Origin of the sequence: Deinococcus sp. Arct2-2, assembly GCF_004801315.1 — a bacterium.
Classification (GTDB): Bacteria; Deinococcota; Deinococci; order Deinococcales; family Deinococcaceae; genus Deinococcus.
Genome location: NZ_SSNW01000002.1, coordinates 112,421 through 133,510, shown reverse-complemented (window position 1 = coordinate 133,510; position 21,090 = coordinate 112,421). Strand labels below are relative to the sequence as shown.

16 protein-coding genes are annotated in these 21,090 nt (G+C 60.7%); 6 read left to right on the top strand and 10 right to left on the bottom strand.

All coding sequences use genetic code 11. The features are described from left to right. The first annotated feature begins 31 nt into the window (after positions 1-31). Positions 32-2,170: a molybdopterin-dependent oxidoreductase gene (locus E7T06_RS01715; protein ID WP_136364127.1), complete on the top strand. Its 2,139-nt coding sequence runs from the start codon at positions 32-34 to the stop codon at positions 2,168-2,170. Between the two features lie 84 nt (positions 2,171-2,254). Here E7T06_RS01715 and E7T06_RS01710 read toward each other — a convergent pair whose 3' ends face one another. From E7T06_RS01710 to kdpF, 8 genes are all read right to left on the bottom strand, one after another. Next, on the bottom strand, positions 2,255-3,937 hold the full coding sequence (locus E7T06_RS01710) for a long-chain-fatty-acid--CoA ligase (protein WP_136364126.1): 1,683 nt from the start codon (positions 3,935-3,937) through the stop codon (positions 2,255-2,257). 267 nt (positions 3,938-4,204) lie between these two features. Next, a complete protein-coding gene (locus tag E7T06_RS01705; RefSeq protein WP_136364125.1) occupies positions 4,205-4,861 on the bottom strand; it encodes a hypothetical protein in 657 nt (218 codons plus the stop codon). 68 nt (positions 4,862-4,929) lie between these two features. Then, complete coding sequence (locus E7T06_RS01700) at positions 4,930-5,532, bottom strand: DUF2231 domain-containing protein (RefSeq protein WP_136364124.1); 603 nt, start codon at positions 5,530-5,532, stop codon at positions 4,930-4,932. A 104-nt stretch (positions 5,533-5,636) separates the two neighbouring features. Continuing rightward, the gene (locus tag E7T06_RS01695) at positions 5,637-6,749 is read right to left on the bottom strand and encodes a universal stress protein (protein ID WP_136364123.1); all 1,113 of its coding nucleotides are present in this window, start codon (positions 6,747-6,749) and stop codon (positions 5,637-5,639) included. 19 nt (positions 6,750-6,768) lie between these two features. Next, entirely contained in the window at positions 6,769-7,380 is a 612-nt protein-coding gene (gene kdpC / locus E7T06_RS01690) for a potassium-transporting ATPase subunit KdpC (RefSeq protein WP_136364122.1), read from the bottom strand. Between the two features lie 158 nt (positions 7,381-7,538). Further along, positions 7,539-9,608, bottom strand: coding sequence for a potassium-transporting ATPase subunit KdpB (kdpB, locus tag E7T06_RS01685; RefSeq protein WP_136364121.1), 2,070 nt, complete (start codon positions 9,606-9,608; stop codon positions 7,539-7,541). Beyond that, on the bottom strand, positions 9,605-11,290 hold the full coding sequence (gene kdpA, locus E7T06_RS01680; protein ID WP_136364120.1) for a potassium-transporting ATPase subunit KdpA: 1,686 nt from the start codon (positions 11,288-11,290) through the stop codon (positions 9,605-9,607). The genes kdpB and kdpA overlap by 4 nt, the downstream gene beginning before the upstream one ends. Before the next feature lie 87 nt (positions 11,291-11,377). Next, on the bottom strand, positions 11,378-11,467 hold the full coding sequence (kdpF, locus tag E7T06_RS01675) for a K(+)-transporting ATPase subunit F (protein WP_136364119.1): 90 nt from the start codon (positions 11,465-11,467) through the stop codon (positions 11,378-11,380). A 215-nt stretch (positions 11,468-11,682) separates the two neighbouring features. On the opposite strand from kdpF, the gene E7T06_RS01670 reads away from it, so the two are divergent. Further along, positions 11,683-13,248 carry a HAMP domain-containing sensor histidine kinase gene (locus E7T06_RS01670; RefSeq protein WP_240740794.1) on the top strand — a complete coding sequence of 522 codons (1,566 nt, stop codon included), beginning with the start codon at positions 11,683-11,685 and terminating at the stop codon, positions 13,246-13,248. Further along, complete coding sequence (locus E7T06_RS01665; protein WP_136364117.1) at positions 13,245-13,910, top strand: response regulator transcription factor; 666 nt, start codon at positions 13,245-13,247, stop codon at positions 13,908-13,910. The genes E7T06_RS01670 and E7T06_RS01665 overlap by 4 nt, the downstream gene beginning before the upstream one ends. A gap of 28 nt (positions 13,911-13,938) precedes the next feature. On the opposite strand, the gene E7T06_RS01660 is transcribed toward E7T06_RS01665, so the two are convergent. Together E7T06_RS01660 and E7T06_RS01655 are read right to left on the bottom strand one after the other, a co-directional pair. Then, complete coding sequence (locus E7T06_RS01660) at positions 13,939-15,192, bottom strand: diguanylate cyclase (protein ID WP_136364116.1); 1,254 nt, start codon at positions 15,190-15,192, stop codon at positions 13,939-13,941. Between the two features lie 299 nt (positions 15,193-15,491). Continuing rightward, the gene (locus E7T06_RS01655; RefSeq protein WP_136364115.1) at positions 15,492-16,985 is read right to left on the bottom strand and encodes a replication initiator protein A; all 1,494 of its coding nucleotides are present in this window, start codon (positions 16,983-16,985) and stop codon (positions 15,492-15,494) included. A 1,195-nt stretch (positions 16,986-18,180) separates the two neighbouring features. Between E7T06_RS01655 and E7T06_RS01650 the strand changes: the two genes are divergently transcribed. From E7T06_RS01650 to E7T06_RS01640, 3 genes are all read left to right on the top strand, one after another. Next, the gene (locus E7T06_RS01650; RefSeq protein ID WP_136364114.1) at positions 18,181-19,041 is read left to right on the top strand and encodes a DNA repair protein; all 861 of its coding nucleotides are present in this window, start codon (positions 18,181-18,183) and stop codon (positions 19,039-19,041) included. A 433-nt stretch (positions 19,042-19,474) separates the two neighbouring features. Then, on the top strand, positions 19,475-20,329 hold the full coding sequence (locus E7T06_RS01645) for a DUF2382 domain-containing protein (RefSeq protein WP_168733319.1): 855 nt from the start codon (positions 19,475-19,477) through the stop codon (positions 20,327-20,329). Between the two features lie 141 nt (positions 20,330-20,470). Further along, entirely contained in the window at positions 20,471-21,070 is a 600-nt protein-coding gene (locus E7T06_RS01640; protein WP_136364113.1) for a YsnF/AvaK domain-containing protein, read from the top strand. Positions 21,071-21,090: the final 20 nt, after the last annotated feature.

Genomic DNA, 21,090 nt, shown 5'->3' with positions numbered 1-21,090 from the left:
TCACCCCTTGCACGGCCCCGGAGGTTTCCCCATGACTGCACCCACTCCAGTGTCTCCCACCACACTGCCCGCCGACGGCATCTATCACCGCGCCTGCAACCTGTGTGAAGCCATTTGCGGCCTGACCCTGACCGTGCAGGGGGGCCGCGTGACCGATGTGCGCGGCGATCCCCTCGACCCGCTGAGCAAGGGTCATATTTGCCCGAAAGGGGTAGCTTTGCCCGACCTACACGCCGACCCAGACAGGCTAAAACGCCCCCTGCGGCGAGACGGCGATACGTGGACGGAGATGGACTGGGATGAGGCGCTGGACTTTGTGGCGGAGCGCTTGAAGGCGATACGGGAACAGTACGGAGCCGACGCCGTAGCCGCTTTTCAGGGCAATCCCAGTGTGCACAACAGCGGTACTCTCCTGTCGGCGGGCGGATTTCTGAAGGCGCTGGATACGCGCAACCGTTTTACGGCCACCAGCATCGACCAGCTGCCGCACCATTTTGCTGCCACCGAAATGTTCGGCCACCCGCTGCTGATGCCTGTGCCGGATGTAGACCGTACAGATTTTTTCTTGATGCTGGGGGCCAATCCTGCGGCCAGCAACGGCAGCATCATGACCGCGCCGGGCATTCGGGAACGCCTGAAAGGGATTCGGGAACGCGGCGGCCAAGTGATTTTGATTGACCCGCGCCGTACCGAAACCGCCGCCCACGCCACCGACTACCACCCTATTCGCCCCGGCAGCGACGCTTTTTTCATGTTTGCACTGCTGCATGTGATTTTGGAAGAAAAGCTAGAGCGTTTGGGCCATCTGGCAGAATGGAGTGACGGGCTAGAGATGTTGCGAGCAGCGGCTCAACCGTTCTCGCCTGAGCGGGTGGCCGGACGCACCGGAATTGCTGCCGAGACGACGCGCACGTTGGCCCGTGCTTTAGCGGCTGCCCAGCGCGGCGCAGTCTACGGGCGCATCGGCCTCAGCATTCAGGAATTTGGCGGGCTGTGCCAGTGGCTTGTGAACGTACTAAACGCTGTGACCGGGCATCTGGACAGCGAAGGCGGCATGATGTTCACGCGCCCTGCCTTCGATTTGCTGATGCGGGCCAAGCGCGGCGAAACCCATCACGGGCGCTACGGCTCGCGGGTGCGCGGCTTGCCGGAATTTGACCATGAACTGCCGAATGTAGTGATGGCCGAAGAAATGACGACGCCCGGAGAGGGGCAAGTGCGGGCGCTGGTGACGGTGGCGGGCAATCCGGTGCTGTCTACCCCCGACGGCGCGGCGCTGGACGCGGCCCTCAGTGGGCTGGAGTTCATGGTCAGCATCGACCCGTATTTGAATGAAACGACCCGCCACGCGCATGTGATTTTGCCGCCTGCGTTTGGGCTAGAAGTGGCCCACTACGACGTGATTTTTCACCATCTGGCGGTGCAGAATACGGCGCGGTACTCGGAACCCGTGTTCCCAATTGGCCCCGACCAACGCTTCGACTATCAGATTTTTGGCGGCTTGACTGAACGCCTGACCGGGAAAGCAGGCAGCCTGCCCGAAGCACGGCTGGACTTGGGCCTCCGGCACGGCCCCTATAAAACAAGTCTGGACGCCTTGAAAGCCGCGCCACACGGCGTAGATTACGGCCCGCTGCAACCCTGTTTCCCTGAGCGCCTGCTGACTGCTACTGGCCGCGTCAACTTGGCCCCCGCCCCCATGCTGGCCGATGTGCCGAGGTTAGAAGCTGTGCTAGACGCACCCGTACCCGAACTGGTGTTGATCGGACGGCGGCAACTGCGTTCCAACAATTCTTGGATGCACAACACACCCCGCCTGATGCGCGGCCCCAACCGCTGCACCCTGCTGCTGAGCCGCGCCGACGCTGCTGCACGCGGCCTTGTAGACGGCCAACAAGTCGAAGTGCGTTCGCGGGTAGGCAGCGTGACCGTGCCGCTTGAACTCAGCGATGACCTGATGCCCGGCGTAGCGTGCTTGCCCCACGGCTTTGGGCACAGTCGCCCCGGCATTCGGCAAGGAGTCGCCGCTGCCCATGCCGGAGCCAGTTTGAATGACCTTACCGACCGCAGCCGGATAGATTCGCTGACCGGAAACGCCGCTGTGAACGGCACGCCGATAGAAGTATTTGCGGTAGCCGAAGCCGGGGCGGGGGAAAGCGCGGCAGACTGAGCGGCGGCTTTAGCTTGTTGGGAAAACAGAAACAGACCGCTCCTTACGGCAAACGGTCTGCTTCTGGTTTAGAGCGGTTTAAACTCAGTTCTGAGCCGCTTGCATAGCCGCCCGCGCCGCTTCTTGCAGGGGCCGCCACGACACTTTCCCAGTCGGGCCACGCGGCAGGCTGTCTACAAACTGGTAGTCACGCGGCACCTTGTACGTCGCCATTTGAGTGCGGCCCCAAGTTTCAATCTCTGCGCCCGTCACGCTTTGACCGGGTTTCAATACGATCAGGGCGCGGGCACGTTCTCCAGTGCGCTCATCAGGCACCGAGATCACGCAGGCTTCCTGCACGGCGGGATGGGCGTGCAGGGCGTTTTCCACTTCGGCAGGCCAGACCTTCATACCCGATACGTTGACCATGCGCTTCAAGCGGTCCGTGAAGAAAAAGTAGCCTTCGTCGTCCACATACCCGAGGTCGCCGCTGCGGAAAAACCGCACGCCGTCAATCTCCGTAAAGGCTTCGGCGGTGGCGTCGGGGCGGTTCCAGTAGCCCTGCATCACCTGTGCGCCGCGCATCACGATCTCGCCTACGCTGCCCACCGGCAGCTCTGCACCCGTATCGAGGTCGACCACGCGGGCATCCACGCCAAACAAAGGCACGCCGAGGCACTGCAATTTGGGTCTGGTTTTGGGGTTGCTGTGACTTTGGGCCATCGTTTCAGAGAGGCCGTAACCTTCCAAAAAGTTGATGCCGGTCAAATCCAAAAGACGCTGCCCTATTGCCGCAGGTAGACTCGCGCCGCCGCCCGTCATGTTGCGAATGCTGCTCAGGTCGGCGGGATTGAAATTGGGCGAGGCCATCATGTCGATGACCATCGTGGCGGTGTTTGTCCAGAGCGTCACCCCGCGTTCCCGAATGAGGGTGCGGGCGGCGTCCCGATCCCAGCGGGCCATCGCCACGACAGTTCCGCCGCTAAGCAAAGGGGCCAGCAAACTATTCACGAAACCCGTGACATGAAAGAAGGGCAGTGACGCCAAAAACACGTCTTCTACGTTGCCGTCTATCCACACGCCCGCGCCGAAAATATTGGCCTGCACGCTGCGGTGCGTGTGCATGCAGCCTTTGGGTAGGCCAGTGGTGCCACTGGTGTACGGCATCACGCTCAGGTCATCGGGGCCGACTTCTGCGGCGGGAGCAGGGGCGGTTTGCAGCGCCGTTTCTAGGGTCACGTCGCCTGCTTGCAGCTCAGGATTCACGTCTAGGCCGTCGGGCAGAGGCACACCCGCCCGGTCTGCCTGCGTGCCCTGCATGATGTTGGCGCAGACGGCGTGAGCCAACCCACCCTGCTTGGCCTTCTCGTACAGTTCCGCGCCTACCACCCCCACCCGAATGCCCGCATCCTGCAAAAAGAAGCCGAATTCCCGCGCCTGAAGCATAGGCGCAAGGGGCACGACAACAGCCCCCAGATGCCAAACAGCGTGCGCGGCGACGGCCCATGCGGGACTGTTCTGCATCCAGAGGGCCACTCGGTCGCCTTTGCCTACGCCCTGCGCCGCCAAGTGTCCGGCCAACTTTTGAGCCGATTCGTTCAGTTCGCGGTAAGGCACTTCACGCCCGTAAAACCACATCGCGGTTTTGGTCGGATACCGTGCGGCACTCACCCCAAGGTTGTGCATAATTCCGACTTGCGGCAACGTCAGGGTGCGCGGCTTGTGGGGCGGCCAGTAGCGGGTCGGAGTCGGTGCAGCAGTCGGGTTCAGGTGGGCATCTTGGGTCATGACAAAACCTCCGGAAGAGGGGAAAAGGCGCAAACGAGAGTTTGAGTGCGGACGCCGCAGACAGGCGCTGGATTGTGCGTTCTGTGCATTCTAGCGCGGGTTGCGGCTTTTGTCGTGCCGATTACCCCAGCTTCCGCTATTTCAACCGCCTTGTCCCAAACGCCTTTGATAAACAGCTAATTTCAGAAGCTCCGAAGTTGCTCGTCACGTGACGAGCAACTTCGGAACATGGCCTAAACGGTGTGCAGGACAGCTAATCTAAAACTCTCAGCGAACAAACTTGATCAGAGTCATCGTAAATTTGCTTTCGGGCGAAGTGCTTTTGACGGTGCCCACGCCTTTGGCATACCAAGCTGTGCTGGTGGTGGTGCTGTTCATGGCCTTGCTCATGGCGTCGGCCTGCATACCGGGAGGCAGTTGCACCGTACTGGCAGAGGTGCTTTCCACCCGCAAGGCAGTGAAGGTTCCGGCAGGCGTCGTCACGCGCTCACTGGCCGTAATTTTGCTGCGGGTCGATGTGTTGATGGTCATGCCTGCCATCCCCGAAATCTTGCCCGTCGAAGTCCAGCTATAGCCCACTTTCCATGCGCTAGACGGCGGCAAAAATCCCAAATCGAAACTGGCCGTCGCCTTGCCTGTGGGGAGGCTGGCCGTCATTCCCTTGGCCGTACAATTCCAAACCATGTTGGTACTGTTGCCGTCAATGGTAGACGTCACTTGAACGCTACTCCCCTTGACGACGGCTTTGCTGACAATCGTCGTTTTTCCCGCAGGACTGACCATCTGATAGGTGGCCGTGCCGTTGGCTATATAGGACTGTGTGTCACAGGCGGCGGCCCCAGCCCAAGCGGGAAGAGCACACATGCCGAGCCAAAGTGCGGAACGTTGAAAGCGGGTCAGCCCAACACTTTGCAGGAATGTCATGACCCAGCTTATACGGCCCGCGCAAGCTTTGGGATGCGGCAGGGCAGGAGCCTCAGCCCAAAGCGGCCTCAGCCTTGTGGAGTAGCCAAGGTTTTGCCTACGCCGAGGCCATGTCGGTACACCAGTTCCCCGCCCAAAAATCCGCCGCCCAATGCCAGCAGCAAGGCCGTTCCCGACAGCACTTTGCCAAAGCCCCTGCGCCCCTTTCGGCGGGCCAACACCGACGCGGCATTCAGCAAAAAGGCCGTCTCATTCAGCGCCCCGTGAATCAGGCCAGTGCGCCGTGCCTCGCCACGAGTATTGGCCCAATCTGTCCAGCCCGAGGCGATGGCTCCCACTGCGCCCACGGTGCCCAACAGCAACGCGAGGTCGGCAGCGTGTTCGGTTTCGGTACTGTTGTGGCCCGGATAAAAGTCTAGGATTCCGGCCACCAACCAGCCCCCCAACGGCAGATGCACCAAAATGGGATGCAGGGGATGGCCTAGAGGTTGACCGTGTAGCGCGGCAATCAGCGCCGGCGGCAAATGATTTTCGACGGCTTTTAACTGACGCTGAAGTACGTCGGCCACAGCTTCCAGCCTGTCGTGCTGGCTCAGGGCGTCCTCAATTCGCTCATTGATTTGAGAGTCACGGTGCAGCAGATCCTGTCGGGCAAATGCTGGAGTAGTCATAGCGCCTCCTGTGAGTTGGTTCGCCCCTACCCTACGCGCCCCAGATTTGCTGCGCCATCAGCCGCGCTTATCTGGCACTTTATCTCCGAACCAAACACGCCCGCCTATTCCCGCGTAATCACGTACACATCGACATTCTTGGTATCTCTAAGTACGGTTTTGATGATATCGCCGGAGAGGAATTCGGCCCACCGACTGCGGCTGGTTTCGCCCATTACGACTTGGGTGGCATGAACAGCTTCGACATATCGGATCAGGGTTTGGGCCACGCTGCCTGCCGGAGTCAGCACCTCGAATTGGCCGCCCAGCGCGTGGGTAATGGCCCGGAAAGTGTCCAGCAATTGCGATTGCGGGCGACTGAGACGTGTGGGGCGCACACTGACCACATGCAAATCGGCGTGCAGACGGGCCGCGAGTTGGCCTCCGCGCCGAATCAGACGGGCGGCGGTTTCCTCGGCGGTGACCGCCACCACCACGATTTCTTGCACGCCCGGTTGTCCGTCCGGTGCGCCGAGTTCCACCACGTTCGCCACTTGCCGCAGCACAATTTCACGCAGGGCCGTCAGGTTCGCGCCCGTAAAAAAGTTGCCCAACGCCTGCTCGATTTTTTCTGGGCCATACACCTTCCCGGCCCTCAGGCGGGCACGCAGGTCATCGGGCGTCAGGTCGATCAACACCAGTTCGTCGGCCTCGCTCAGCACCCGGTCTGGCACGCGCTCGCGCACCCGCACCCCAGTCAGGCGGGCCACCGTATCGTTGAGACTCTCCAAGTGCTGCACGTTCATGGTAGACAGCACATGAATTCCGGCGTCCAGCAGCACGTTCACGTCTTGCCAGCGTTTGTCGCGGGGGCTGCCGGGGGCGTTGGTGTGGGCCAGTTCGTCCACCAGCACCACGAAGGGGCGGCGGGCCAGCAGGCCGTCTACATCCAGTTCAGTCAGGGTCACCGAGCCGTGGACTACGTCGCGGCGGGGAAACAGGGGCAAACCCTGCGCCGCCTCAATCGTTCCCGCCCGCCCATGCGTTTCCAGCACGCCGATCAAAGCATCTTCACCACGTTCCAGCCGCTCGCGCAACTCATTCAATGCCCGGTAGGTTTTGCCCACTCCCGCCGCCATGCCCACAAAAATCTTGTGAACGCCGCGTGCAGGGCCAGCGTCAGCAGGCACTTCAGCACGGCGCAAGGTCAGGCGTTCGGGCGTGCGCTCCTCGGTCATGTGGCTTGACTGTCCCGCGTCATTGTGCAGCGTCCAACGCCAGATTGAGCCGCAAGACATTCACGCCCGGTTGACCCAATCCCAGCACGCCGCTTTGGGTATTGGCGGCGATGAGTTCGCGCACCCGGTTTGCAGAAAGACCGCGTACCCGCGCCACCCGCGCTACCTGAATGGCGGCTCCAGCAAGCGAAATGTGCGGATCAAGGCCGCCGCCGCTGGCCGTGACCAGATCGGCGGGAATTTGGCTGGCGGGCACGCCCTCACGCGCCGCAATCTCGGCAGATGTGGCCGCCACACGCTCACGCAGGGCCGGATTACTGGGGGCCAGATTGCTGCCCGACGCATTGGTCGGGTCGTTGCCCGCGCCCGCAGCACTGGGGCGGCCAATAAAATACTGGTCGCCGGTGAAGGTTTGGGCCACCAGCCCGGAGCCGACCACCGCGCCGCCCCGCGTGATCAGGCTGCCATTGGCCTGCGCCGGAAACAACGTGCCCGCCGTGAAGGTCGTGACTACAGGGTAGGCCAGCCCACAGGCCACGAGCCAGAACAGGGAGAAGCGCAGCCAAGACAGGGGGCCGGGTTGGGGCAGGTTGGAAGTTTCGGTAGGTTGGATTTGGTCAGAAGTCGTCATGATGTCCGTCCTTTGGGAAATTGAGTGAACGCGGAGAACAGCAATCGCTGCGCTCATTCACCCTCTCCCCAGCCCTCCCCCCTCAAGGGAGAGGGAGTGTGAAAATGTCTATTCGTTACTTGCCCCCTGACTCTCTGCTGCTCGGCAATCAGAGCGGCCTAAACGCCAATCACGCCCAGCAGCAGATCGATCAGTTTGATGCCGATAAACGGAATGACGATGCCGCCCAATCCATAGACCAACAGGTTGCGGGTCAGGAGGGCGTCGGCGCTGCCGGGCGTGTAGCGCACGCCGCGCAGGGCGATGGGAATCAGGGCCGGAATCACGAGGGCATTGAAGATAACGGCACTCAAGATGGCGCTCTCCGGGCTGTTCAGGCGCATCACATTGAGAGGAGCCAGCACGGGAAGTTGCGCGGCAAACAGGGCGGGCAGAATTGCAAAATACTTGGCGACATCGTTGGCAATCGAAAAGGTGGTCAGTGCGCCGCGAGTCATCAGCAGGCCCTTGCCGATCTCCACGACTTCAATCAGTTTGGTAGGGTCGGAGTCCAGATCGATCATGTTGGCCGCTTCTTTGGCGGCCTGCGTGCCGCTCTGCATCGCCAGGCCCACATCGGCCTGGGCCAGCGCGGGCGCGTCGTTGGTGCCGTCGCCCATCATGGCTACCAGTTTGCCCGCCGCCTGTTCTTCCTTGATCATCCGCATTTTGTCTTCGGGCGTGGCTTCGGCCAAAAAGCCGTCTACGCCAGCTTCGCGGGCAATCGCTTCGGCGGTCAGAGGGTTGTCACCCGTAATCATCACCGTTCGCAGGCCCATGCGCCGCAACTGCTCGAAGCGTTCGCGCATGCCCGGTTTCACGATGTCCGACAGGGCCACCACACCCAAGATGTGCGTGCCGCTCAGTACCACCAACGGCGTGCCACCCCCGCGTGAGACCTCATCCACCGTGGCTTGCAGTTCAGGTGGAATGCGGCCCCCACGCTCGGTCGTGAGGCGGGACACGGCGCTGCCTGCCCCTTTGCGAATGCTGATTTCCCCAGCGTCCACGCCGCTCATGCGCGTTTGGGCCGAGAATTCTATCCAGTCAGCATTATTGGGTGCCGTAGGCTTGATGCCCTGCGCGGCAGCCAACGCCACGATGCTTTTGCCTTCGGGCGTGGGGTCGGAGAGCGAAGACAGCGCGGCGGCGTGGGCCAATTCTGCTTCGGTCACTCCGGGCAGCGGCGCAAACCGCGTGGCCTGACGGTCTCCGATGGTAATCGTTCCGGTCTTGTCCAGCAGCAGAATATCGATGTCGCCCGCCACTTCTACAGCCTTGCCACTTTTGGCGATCACGTTGGCCTGCAGCGCTCGGTCCATCCCCGCAATGCCGATGGCCGGAAGCAGGCCGCCGATGGTGGTGGGAATCAGGCACACCAGCAGCGCCACCAACGTCACCACGTTTACCTCGACGCCCACAAAACGGGCCATCAGCGGCAACGTCGCCACCACCAGCAAGAAAATGAGCGTGAGGGCCGCCAGCAAGATACTCAGCGCCAGTTCGTTGGGGGTTTTCTGGCGGCTGGCCCCTTCCACCAGCGCAATCATGCGGTCGAGGAAAGACTCCCCCGGTTGGCTGGTCACGCGCACCACGATGCGGTCAGACAACACCCGTGTGCCGCCCGTGACGCCGCTGTGGTCGGTTCCGGCCTCACGGATCACCGGCGCACTTTCCCCGGTAATCGCGCTTTCGTCCACGCTCGCCAAACCCTCAATAATCTCGCCGTCTCCGGCCACGATTTCGCCCGCTTCGATCACGATCAGGTCACCGCGAGTCAAGCGGGTGCTGGGAACGGTTTCTTCCGTGCCCGTCAGGGTTCCACCGATGAGGCGGCGGGCGGGGGTATCTTCGCGGGCGGCCCGCAAACTGGCGGCCTGCGCTTTGCCGCGTGCTTCGGCGAGGCCTTCGGCAAAATTGGCGAACAGCACTGTGAGCAGCAGCAGCACGGTAATCGCGGCCTCGTAGCCCCAGCTTTTGCCCGTGGCGATGTTGGCAAGAGTCAGATACAGAGTGAGCGCCGAGCCGACCAATACCACGAACATGACCGGGTTGCGGGCCATAGAGCGCGGGTTGAGTTTGGTCACGCTGGAACGCAGGGCATTGCGAACTTGCTCTGGGGCAAACAGAGACTTCTTAGCCGGAGTCGGAGCTGGATTGGGCGCGGGCAGGTTGGGCAGAGCAGTCATTTGGTGGCTCCAGTGTTGACAGGAGAAGACAGAGTCAGTTGTTCGGCCACCGGCCCCAGCACCAGCGCAGGCGCAAAGTTCAGCAGTTGCAGCAGCAGCATCACGCTCAGCAGCATTCCGGCAAACACGGGCGTATCCACCCGCAGGGTGCCGCTCGTTTCGGGCGCGGCCTTCTTTTGGGCCAGGTATCCGGCGATGGCGAGTGGCCCCAAAATGGGCAGGAAACGGGCCAGAATCAGCACCACCGCGCAGGTCACATTCCACCAAGGTGTGTTGTCGCCCAGCCCCTCGAAGCCGCTGCCGTTGTTGGCGTAGGCGCTGTTGTACTCGTACAGCACCTGCGACAAGCCGTGAAAACCGGGGTTGGAATTGGCGGTGATGCTGGGCAGGGCCACCGTTGCCGCCGTAAATCCCAGCACCAGCAAGGGTTGAAGCAGAATAACCAGCGAAGCGATTTTGATTTCGCGGGTTTCGATCTTGCGGCCAAACAGTTCGGGCGTGCGGCCCACCATCAGGCCCGCGATGAAGACGGTCAAGATCACGAACACGAGCATGTTGATCAGGCCTACGCCGATGCCGCCGTACACGTCGTTGAGGAACATCCCCAGTTGCGGCACCAAGCCGCCCAACGGGTTGAAGCTATCCAGCATCCCGTTGACGCTACCGTTGCTGGTTTGGGTGGTGATGGCTCCCCACAGCGCGGTGGCGTCGGTGCCGAAGCGCACTTCTTTGCCTTCCATATTGCCGCTCGCCGCTGCCAGTCCAGACAGGGCCGCGTTGGGCTGCCGCTCACTCAGCACCGCGCCGAGGGTCAGGGCCGCCGACATCACACTCATGACTGCGATCAGGGCCACGCCAAAGCGGCGGCGGCGCAGAAAGAGGCCAGCTGCGCAGACCAACGCCACCGGGAACAAGATGATAGACACGCTCTGGAAGAGATTGCTAAGCGGCGTGGGGTTCTCCAGCGGCACGGCGCTGTTGGGGCCGTACCAGCCGCCGCCGTTGGTGCCCAGTTGCTTAATCGCCACCATTGCGGCCACTGGCCCAACAGGAATGGTCTGGGTGGTTACGGCCTGACCTTCCACCGTTTGAGCCTCAATCAATGTGGCTGTTTTCGCGCCGCTGAAAGTGCTGGGGACGCCCTGAGAAGTCAGGAGTAAGGCCAGCACGAACGACGCCGGAATCAGCAGCCCGATGGCCCGCGTCACATCCAAAAAGTAGTTGCCGACGTTGGTTTCACCCCGAAGGCCGCGCAGCACGGCAAACAGGGCAGCCATGCCCACCGCCGGAGTAATAAATTGCAGGGCTGTAATTCCCACCAGCTGCGACAGGTAGCTGAGGCTGTTCTGCCCGCTGTAATGCTGTTGGTTGGTGTTGGTAATAAAGCTGGCAGCGGTATGGAGTGCTGTATCCCAGCGCAGGTTGGGAATGCCGTCGGGGTTGAGGGGCAGGCCACCTTGCAGGCTGTAAAGGAGGAAGGCAGCCACACCGATCAGGACGTTGGTTCCCAGTAAGGCCGCGCCGTATTGCCGCCAGTTCATGGGGCGAGTGGCGTCTACCCCGGTCAGGCGCAGCAAGCCGGAAGTAAAACGGGAAGCAGGGGCAGAGAACAGCCGGGCAATCAGGATGCCCAGCGGAAGGGCCAGCGCGAAGGCCAGCGCGTAGGTTAAAAAGATGTCCATTTCAGAGCTTCTCTGGCAGCGCGAGGGCGGCGGCTACCACACCAAAGAGGGCCAGCAAAATCAGGAAGCCAAGCAAGATGCCCACCGCTAAAACCTCTCGGCACGGATGAGGGCGTAGAGCAAATAAACGACGAGGGCCACCACGAGCAGCAACAAGAACACATCCATAGGAGGCATCCTCGGCTCCGGCTGGGCGGCGCGGCACTCTGCTTTTGGCTATCCGCGTGGGCCACTTGGCCAATTCGCCCGGCCCGCGCCCGCTCTAGGGTGGGGCAGTGAAAGGGAGACCCTTGCTGCCCGAACCCCCACAACCTGAGCAAGCTTTTATTTCAGAAGCCGCGCCCCTGACCCCTCAAGATTCCGTGTGGCCCACAAGCCCTAGAATGGACAGCGTGAATTCGGCCCTGCCCGTCCGGTTTGCCGTGCCCGGAGAACGCACGGCAGCGGCGCTGGCATGGACACTGTTGGGCCTGATTACGGCCGCCGACATCCTGACGCCTGCCCAGTGGGTACTGGGAACGCTGCTGAGTGCGCCGGTGGCGCTGGCCGCGCTGGGAGCCTCGCAGCGCACCACGCTGGCGCTGCTGGCCTGTAGCGTCGGAGCCAATCTGCTCGCGGGCGTGCTGAACGCTGGGCGCGACGGCATCACCACCTTTGACGCCGTGAACCGCACCGTGAGCATTCTGACCGTGCTGCTGGTGGGCCTGCTGACCCTGCGTGCCCGCGAAGCCAATGCCCGCGCCGCACGCTTGGCGGAAGAAGAGCGCCGCCTGACCTTCGAGCGCAGCCTGCGGGCCTTGGTAGAGAGCGTAAGTGGCCCGCTGGGCGAGGCCGAATTCGTGACCCGTGCGGCGGCAGCCTTGCAAACCCTGACCGGAGCGCGGAGTGTGGAAATTGGCGCAGTAGACCGGGCCATGTTGCGCGAACCGTATACCCGCAGCATCAGCACGGCGGCTGAGACGGAAGGCAAGCCCCATAAGCAGCAGCCTCCGCGCCTGAATACCCGGCTGCCCCTCGAAGTCCTGACCCGTCCGCCCGGTGTGGGGTCAGAGGTGTGGGCTGCAAACGGCGGCGATCTGGTCTTGGCCCGACTGTCTCGCCGCCCTGCCGCCGAGGGTGGGGGAGACCTGCTGGTGCTGATAGAACGGCCTACCGCGCCACCCGGAGAAATCGCGCAGGCCGTGGGCACGCTTCAGCCCCTTTTAGACCGCACCGGACTGCTGGACGAACTGCGGCTGCAACGCGCTCAATTGACCGAACGTGGTGAAGTGTTGCGCGATCTGGTCTACGCGTTTTCGCACGATCTGAGAACGCCCCTGATGGCCAACGCCATGAGCATGGAAACCGCTCTGCGCGGCGCTTACGGCCCCTTGCCCGACGCTTACCGTGCCACGCTGCACAATGGGCTGGAGGCCAATGCCACCCTGCTGGCGTTGGCCGATCAGTTGTTGGCGGTGGCCAAAGTGGAGGGCGGCGAACCCGAGGACCCGCCCAGCGACGTGAATCTGCGGGACGTCACCGTGGGCGTCTTGTCTCAGCTTCAGGCGAGGGCCGAGGCCCGCAGCATCACGCTGGAACCGCATCTCAGCGGCGTGCGGGTCCAGGGCCGTCCCCACGATCTGCGCCGCGCGGTGCAAAATCTGATCGACAATGCCGTCAAATTCAGCCCGCCCGGTGGCACAGTGCGCGTGACCCTCAGCGTCGACGCCGACGAAGCCATTCTGACCGTGCAGGACGACGGCCCCGGCGTCAGCGCCAGCCGTATTCCGACCTTGTTTCAACGGTTCCGGGGAGGCGGCGCAGGCAGCGGCACAGGGCTGGGGTTGTACCTCACGCGCCGAATCGCGCAGGCACACGGCGGCAACGTGACCTACGCCCGTACCGCCCGCGCCCAAAGCACGTTTAGCCTGATTTTGCCCCGCGAACTGCCCCCCACCACTCCACCGGAGCGCCCATGACTGTTCCCTCACAATCTGCCCCATCACAGCCTGCCGCACCACACACCCGGATTTTGCTGGTCGAGGATCACGCTTTTACCCGCGATGGGCTGCGGGCGGCCATCAATCTGGAACCTGATTTGCGCGTCACTGCCGAGGCCCGCAGCGGCGAAGAAGCGCTAGAAGTGTTGGTGCGGCATGAGGTGGATGTGGCGGTAGTAGATATCGGTCTACCCGGCATAGACGGCATTCAGACCTGCGCCGAAATTAAGCGGGCCTGGCCCGCCGTGCGCGTGGTGATGCTGACCGCCCACGATCTGCGCGACGAAGTGTTCGCGGCGCTGGCAGGCGGAGCCGATGCCTACTGCCTCAAAAGCGCCCAATCTGATTTGCTGCTGCTGGCGATTCGTGCCGCCGCCGCCGGAAGCGCCTACCTTGACCCGCAAGTGGCCCACCATGTGCTGGGCGGCATCCGCGCCCCCGATACCGCCTCGCCCTTAACCGCCCGCGAAATGGACGTGCTGAGGTTGATTGCCGATGGGTTGGCCAACAAAGACATCGCCCTGCGCCTCGGCGTCAGCGTGAGTACCGTGAAGCTGCATGTACAGGATTTGCTGGTGAAACTTCAGGCCGCCGACCGCACCCAAGCCGCAGTGAAGGCGTTGCGGCGCGGGCTGCTCTAGCCCTCACCAACCTCAGCCTCTACCAATTTCAGGTCTGCCCACGCTCCTCGGAAGGATGCCACGGGTCGGAGTCGTGCATTCTGGTGCGCTCTAGCGAGTAGCCGATGCGCTGCGCCAATCGTTCCAGCAAATACCGGCGCTGCGGCGTGACGGCGTGCCAAGTGTTGAAACTGGTCAGGCACAGCACCCCGACTAAGCGCGTAGCATCGTAAACCGGCGTGGTCAGCACACTTTTCAGCCCCGCCTCTCTCCATTCGGGCACGCTGCGCGGATCGTTCTGGTAGTCGGCGCTCCATGTGGTTTGCCGGGTGGTGACCGCCTCGCCCGTCGTACCCTGTCCGTTGTTCAGATGGGTCTGCAATTGGCCGTGCAGGTCGCGCAACTCAGAAGACCCAGAGAAATTCAGCAGCCGGAAGCTCCCGTCTATCCGTCCGTAATAGGCGGCGGCCTCAAAGCCCACGAACTGCAGCGACAAGGACAGCCCCAGCGGGAGCAATTCGTCTGGCGTAGAAAGGAGATCGAGTTGGCGGGCAAATTCGTCCAGCGACTCTGGCCCCACGCCGCTGCCCTGCATGACCTGTACCTCGCGCTGCCGCTGCTTGAAGGTGTACATGCGCTCATCGGCCACCGCAATAGACCGTTCCAGCGGTTCGGGCGTGTGGGTTTCGGTTACCCCAAACGCAAACGCAGGAAGTCCGGGTCGCGCTCCCGGCGTATCCCGCAACGCCGCTTTCAAGGTATCCATGACAATTTCAGACGACGTGTACGGCGTGAGGGTCACGAATTCGTCACCGCCCCAACGCCCGATCAGGCTGCCCGCAGGTAAGGCCGACATAAGCGCCTGAGCGATGCTGTGCAGGAACAGGTCGCCCGTGTTGTGGCCCTGCACGTCGTTCATCAGCTTGAGGCCGTTCACGTCGATTAGCGCCACCGACACAGGTGTAGTGCTGGGCAACTGCCGGTAACCCTGAATCAGACCAGAGCGGCTCAGGGCACCGGTCAGCAAGTCTCGCACCGATTCTTCGGCGGTCAGGACAGGCGGCAAGCGCAATAACAGCCGCACCAGTACCAGCACCAACACCAACGCCACGAACCCGCTTATGGCCGCCGCCAGTTGGTAGAAGGGCACAGAGGGCGGCCAAGCCAGTGCCAAACAAGCCGCCCACAATGCCGCCACCAACGCAGTCAGGCGCACCATCCGCGTCACTTGGTCGGGTGCGCCGGGCCGCAATCTTGGCGCAAAGGCCGCCAGCGCAATCCCCAGCAAAGCGTCACCCCCCAAACAGAGCCTAATAACAGTTGTGGCCCAGTCTTCCGCCGTCACGAATGCCACACATCTTTTGGCCGCTCTTGCGTCTCGGCATAAAAAATGGAGTGGGCATTGCTTGACACATCAGCCACGATGTATCCATGATGAACCGCACAGACACTTTGGTCTATGACCTTTAGGTTGGCTAAATCACCTCGAAATTAATTAGAGGTCAGTTGCCACATAGAAACGGCCTAGAACAGCCAAGATAATATGACAAGAGTATGCGTTCCGGAAGAGGTGAAAGAGAGGCGCTGCACCTAAACAACACCTTACGGCTGACTTTCAATAGCAGAAGTCTCTTGATCTAAGAGGGTCAACAACTCTGTTGCCAAGGCGTCCAATTGGCCTTCCATCTTAGCTTTTAGGGCGCGGCGCCCCAACTGTTGGGGTTCAGGGTGCCCAATGATCAGATGCATTCTGAGGCGGGCATATTCAGTCACACTCAAGCGTTCACGCAATAAAAACTGAACTGTTTTCATGGCTGCGTCTACCCGTTCTTCCAGAGAAGCATTCTGGCTGGGGTCTTCTTCGGCCACAGGCAGCAGCAGCGGCGCTGGGTCGCTGGGCAGACTATTGGGCCGATTGCTGCTACTGGGCCGATTGCCGGGGCGGGCACGCGAATTGGCTTTGACCACCACCGCCTCAACCGTCTTCTCTTCGTATTTGCCCTCCGTATCCCGAATCACGTCTACGAGCAGGGCAGATGCGTTGCGGGCCTTGTAACCCTGCTCCAGCAAGCGCTGAAAACGGGCTAAGCGTGCGGCGACGTGTTCATCGCCGTATTCATGCAGCAGACGTTCGGATACTGACAACGCCACGCGGTAATTCAGGAGGTCTTGCAGGAGGGCAGAAGGCGGTGTCAACGGTTCGGGTTCCGGGCCAGTATCGGCAAACAGGTAGGTGATTTCCTGCTTTTGCCCGCGCCCATCGTAGGCAACGTCGGCCAAATAGCCGCGCTCGATCAATTCTTCGTGTGCGCCCTGTAACGTCGCCCGAATTTTGTTGCTGCGCTGATCTACAATTTTGCAGGCGTCAGCCCAAGCGATCAAATTGACCGTGTAGGACGGCAACCGTTCACGCGGGTCTTCTGGCGGGTAACGGCGGGCGTCCAGCAAGCGGTACAGAGCGCGGGTCAGCGGGCGATCCAAACTGGTCAGGAATTCTAGGTCGAGCGGCTTGGTGTACTGCGCCCGAATAGACCGCACGATGGATTCGGCCAAGCGCAGTTTAAGCGTACTGGTGCGGCTGAGGCCCAGTTCGCCGTCTGGGCTGGTAAATTCCAGCGCCTCTATGTAATTGAAGGTGACGGTTGTCCACTTCCGCTGCCGATGGTCTCGCCACGCTTCAGATGCACTGTAGGTGGCAGTTCTGAGCCGAAACAAAGTTTGGCGTAGATTCTGGTAGTAGCGGCCCGAATCGCCCAATCCAGCCCGTTTAAGAATTTGATACGCCGTGGTGTGCAGCACGCCGTCTTCGGGGCAGCCACTCTCCACATACAAATCCATCAGGGCCGTGGCCACATCGCCGTCTAGGCCGTGTGGCACGCCGCCGTACTTGGGCACCGCGTCGCAACTCAGGCGGGCGGGGCGGCCATCCACCTCAAAATCCACCGTCCAAGAAGTAAAGCTTTCGGGAATGCGCTCCTGAATGCTGATCAGTCCGAGCCGACCGACGTTGGCTTCATCAATGCGCCGAACTTCCTGCGGAAGGGAAGGGGGGAGCTTTGACAACCGGTTGTTGGCCTGCCGTTTGGGGGTCGTCACTCCTGCTTTCCTCCTCAGAACTGTCCTCATGATACGCGCCCGGCTCCTCATACGCGATACCGGACAACTCAGGCGGTTTGGCAGCAGAGAGTACCGGTCTACTCAGGCGATTAGCTGAAAACAGAATGAGCGATAATCGGCAGATTGAACGTAGCAGAGCTAAGAAACACCCACTATTGGCCGCAACAGACCACTACCGGTCTACTCAGGCGGTTTGAGATTCGACTACCGGTCTACTCAGGCGGTTTGCTGAAAAAATACCGGTCTACTCAGGCGGTTTGAGAGGAGGCACTACCGGTCTACTCAGGCGGTTTGAGCTAAAAGTACCGGTCTACTCAGGCGATTGGGGTCAAAAAGTACCGGTCTACTCAGGCGGTTTGAGCTAAAAGTACCGGTCTACTCAGGCGATAAACGCGAAAAACGTCGTGTTTCTGGGGAATCGCTCTAGCCCCCTGATGATGATCATCAATCTTTTAAATCTTTTAAAAGCTCTAAAAGAATCAACATCAGGGCGAGCATAAAAAAAATCGGGCTCAAGTATAAATCTTTCCGGTCAGCTAAACCGGGTTTTTGACATGATTTGGCCCCAAATAACATTTGTTTGGCTGGTATCCAGATTCAGATAGCCTTGGCAGCTCACCAGAGCCCCAAGAAGATGCCTCTAACTCCATTCACGCCCCCCAGTCATGTCAGAGTCTTGCAAAGCCCCTCTCGTGGCTTCTAGGGAGATATTCAAACTTGATCCAAACTGTATCGTAGAATGAGTATCTGATTAGATTTCAATGAGTAGGGCGATTTTTGCAAGCTCGATTTTTGTATAGGGGAGAACTGGACTGCTTCAAAATCTAGACCGGCAATCTCAACTCGAAAAGATTTGGATCTGGAAGGGCAACCGTTGGTGCTTCCAGAAAGTACAGATTGGAAAGCCGCCTCCGCTCCCGTGCATCCTGCCTCCCAAATTCAGTGAGTTGCGCAGTAAATCTGTTATGAACATATTGGGGGAGCGGCTTCTGTTTTCAGTCGCATAAATAGAGTAGAATAAACCCGTGCTGGCGGGAGTGGAGCAACAGGAGAGCCTCTGTGCTATTGGGCTACACTCACCGCGAGAACTTCGTATTATCTCGGCCTAGCAAAAGACTTAGCCACCTACAACTGAGGGTGACCTCGCCCACCAGAACATGCCCGGAGGATTCCCGTGACGCAAGCCAGTAAGATCAAGAAAACAGCCGCCCCAGACGCCGCCCAGTTGGCGCAAGATGCTGAAGCCGGGGCACTGACAGCCCTTCAGGCACTCCTCAGAACCGCCCTGCCTGACCTGAACTTAGACGTGCGTGAAGCCGTCAATCCCGCCGCACTGAGTGCCGCCCTGACGCGCGCGCACGAGGCGTGGGGATTGGGTCTTCGGCACATTGTCCATGAAGTCCGGGCGGAAGAAGGCGGCGCATTGGGCCTGTACGCAGATGGCGCACGCGTGGGAAGCGCCCAAGACGCCCCTGAAGTCTTGGCTTCGGCCTACGCCACCATGCAGGCGCTTGACGCCGATGGCCTGAGCAGTTGGCCTGTGCTGCCCGAAGGCCACCGCTTCATGCTGGAAGCTGGAACCCGCCAGATTCGCGTATTGGTTGAAGATGGGCGCGACTTTGAGAGCCAGTGGACGCTGCATACGGGCGGATTGCATTTTAGAACCGGGCGGCGTGGCGATGACCTGTGGGTCGAAGCCTTCCGTGCTGCACCGGGCCGCGATCTGGTACAAGACGCGGCTTGGGAAGTCGTGGAACGGATTAAAGACCGTGCCCTACGCCGTGAACTTCAACGCCGGGCCGAAGAAAAGGGCATTTTGGGTGCGGTGCTGGGCGCACGGGGCGAAGCCGTAGAAGCCAGCATGCGCCGTTCGCCGGGGCTCCACTTTACGGTGAGCGCCGCCGTGATGCATTCCTCCACTCGCACACTAGAAGCATGGAAGGCATTACAGAAAGAAGCGGTAGCTGCACTGGAAGCCGCGCAGAAAGCACAGGTAGACCGCTTGGTAGACCTGCTGGGACGCACTGGACGCTGATAACTTAGCCACCAACTCAAATCTACGTCATCCCCGCCTCACTGATTTCCAGTGCAGAGCGGGGATGCTTTATGCATTACAAAGCTCCCTTTGATCAAAAATAAAAATGTAACTACTGTTACTAAATGTAAGTTTGCAACTTTTGCACTTCCAGCTTAAATGTTTGCCGAGTAGTAGGCCAAGTTCGACAGTTTCAATCAGCAGGGGTTGTTGACTCAATTCTTATGGACTTGATCAATTCGGCATAAACCCTAACCCAAGACAAACCTCGGTAGGCATTAAGAAAACACTCAGCAGCGGGGCGAGGCACTCTGCTTAAACTTGCTCCTGACCCTGACGGACGGCCTGAACACAGGGAACGCTGGTTGTTTGTGTAAGACCGGACATTCAGGACTACATGTATTTCCCTATCCCCTTCACCGGAGGTTTTCCCATGACACAGCCCCAACTTGCACTGCTTTCCGAACTGACCCGCACGCACGGCGACACCCTGACTGGAGAAGGCGTCTATTTGCCTAACGGCAGCATCGCTTACGGTACCAACGGCGAGAAGATCGGCACCATTCGTGACGCCCTCGTCGATCCTTCCAGCGGCAAGTTGCGCTACCTGATCGCTGATGTCGGCGGTTGGTTTTCTTCTAAGGAAGTGCTGATTCCAGTAGGCCACGCCCGCATTACCGACGACGGCGTGTACTTCGACAGCCTGACCCGTGAGCAGGCCCGCGATTTGGGCGAGTACCGCTCCGGCGAAATGTACGCCGACGAGTCGTATGAATCCGACGAGCGCGTGCTGCTGGGAGCCGACAAGACCGCCGCAGTTGACGAAACCGCCCGCGCCGCCTACAAGGAAACCGCCTACCGCACGCCTGACCGCTTGCAACTGTTGGAAGAGCGTCTGGTCGTCAACAAAGACCGCTTCCAAGCCGGAAGTGTAGAAGTCGCCAAGCGCGTCGAAACCCGCGAACAGCAAGTGAACGTAGCTCTAGAGCGCGAAGAAGTGATCATCGAGCGCCGCGCCGTAACCGATGGGCAAGCTGTTGTCGGGGCTGTGTTGGGCGAGGGTCAGACCACGATGCGCGTGGACTTGGAAGCCGAGCGTGCCAACGTGGGCAAAGAAGCCTACGTGGTGGAAGAGATCGAGATCGGCAAGCGCACCGTGACCGACAGCCAAGTCGTGACCGAAACCGTGGGCCGCGAAGTGTTGGACGTGACCAAGACGGGCGAAGTCCGCATCGACGAGGGCAGCACGACGACCACCGAAACCAGCACCACCAACCGCAAGGTCTGAGCTTTAAAACGCGGCTGCTGATCAGATTTGCCGTAGACCACTGACCATCACTCGGAGCAGCGTGGACACTATCCGCCCTGCTCCGAGTGTTCCGTTTCCGACGCTGCACCTTACCTTTACCGTCCAACTGCGAGGCTTCCCATGACTGACCCACGCGATCACGCCAGACCAGATGACGACCTCTCCCTATTGCCCGGTCAGCTGCCAAGCACTCCGGCCAGCACGGGCTTAAGCGCCTCTCCCGAACTTTTGGCCGCCTTAGAACAGCAGCGGTCTTCCAAAGTCCATCTCGAACATATGACCTTGCACGAGGAACGCGCCCGTGTAGATGTGACGCGTGAGGTCTACGGCTCCGTGACCATCAATAAAGTGGTGACTGAAAGGCAGGAACTCGTGCCTGTGATGCTGCGAACAGAGAAGCTGGAAATTACGATTGCGCCCGGTGCAGGTGAAGTGACGATCGACGGTGTGGCCCTAGAGCCGGGGCGCACCCATGAAGTGCTGCTGCTGGAAGAGCACGCCACTGTTCAGAAGGAAGTGTACCCAGCCTTAAATGTTCATATCTGGAAGGAAAGCCGCGTGGTGGATCAGAGCGAAACGCTGTCGCTACGGCGCGAGGTGTTGGAAGTGATCGATCCGATGGGCTTGGCGCACGAGAGCAGCCAAATAGACGCGGCTGTGTCTCCCACTGCGAGTGCGGCCAATATTCAAACTGAGTCTGACGATCAGAAGCGCCCGTAAATAGGCCGGAAATAGGCGGG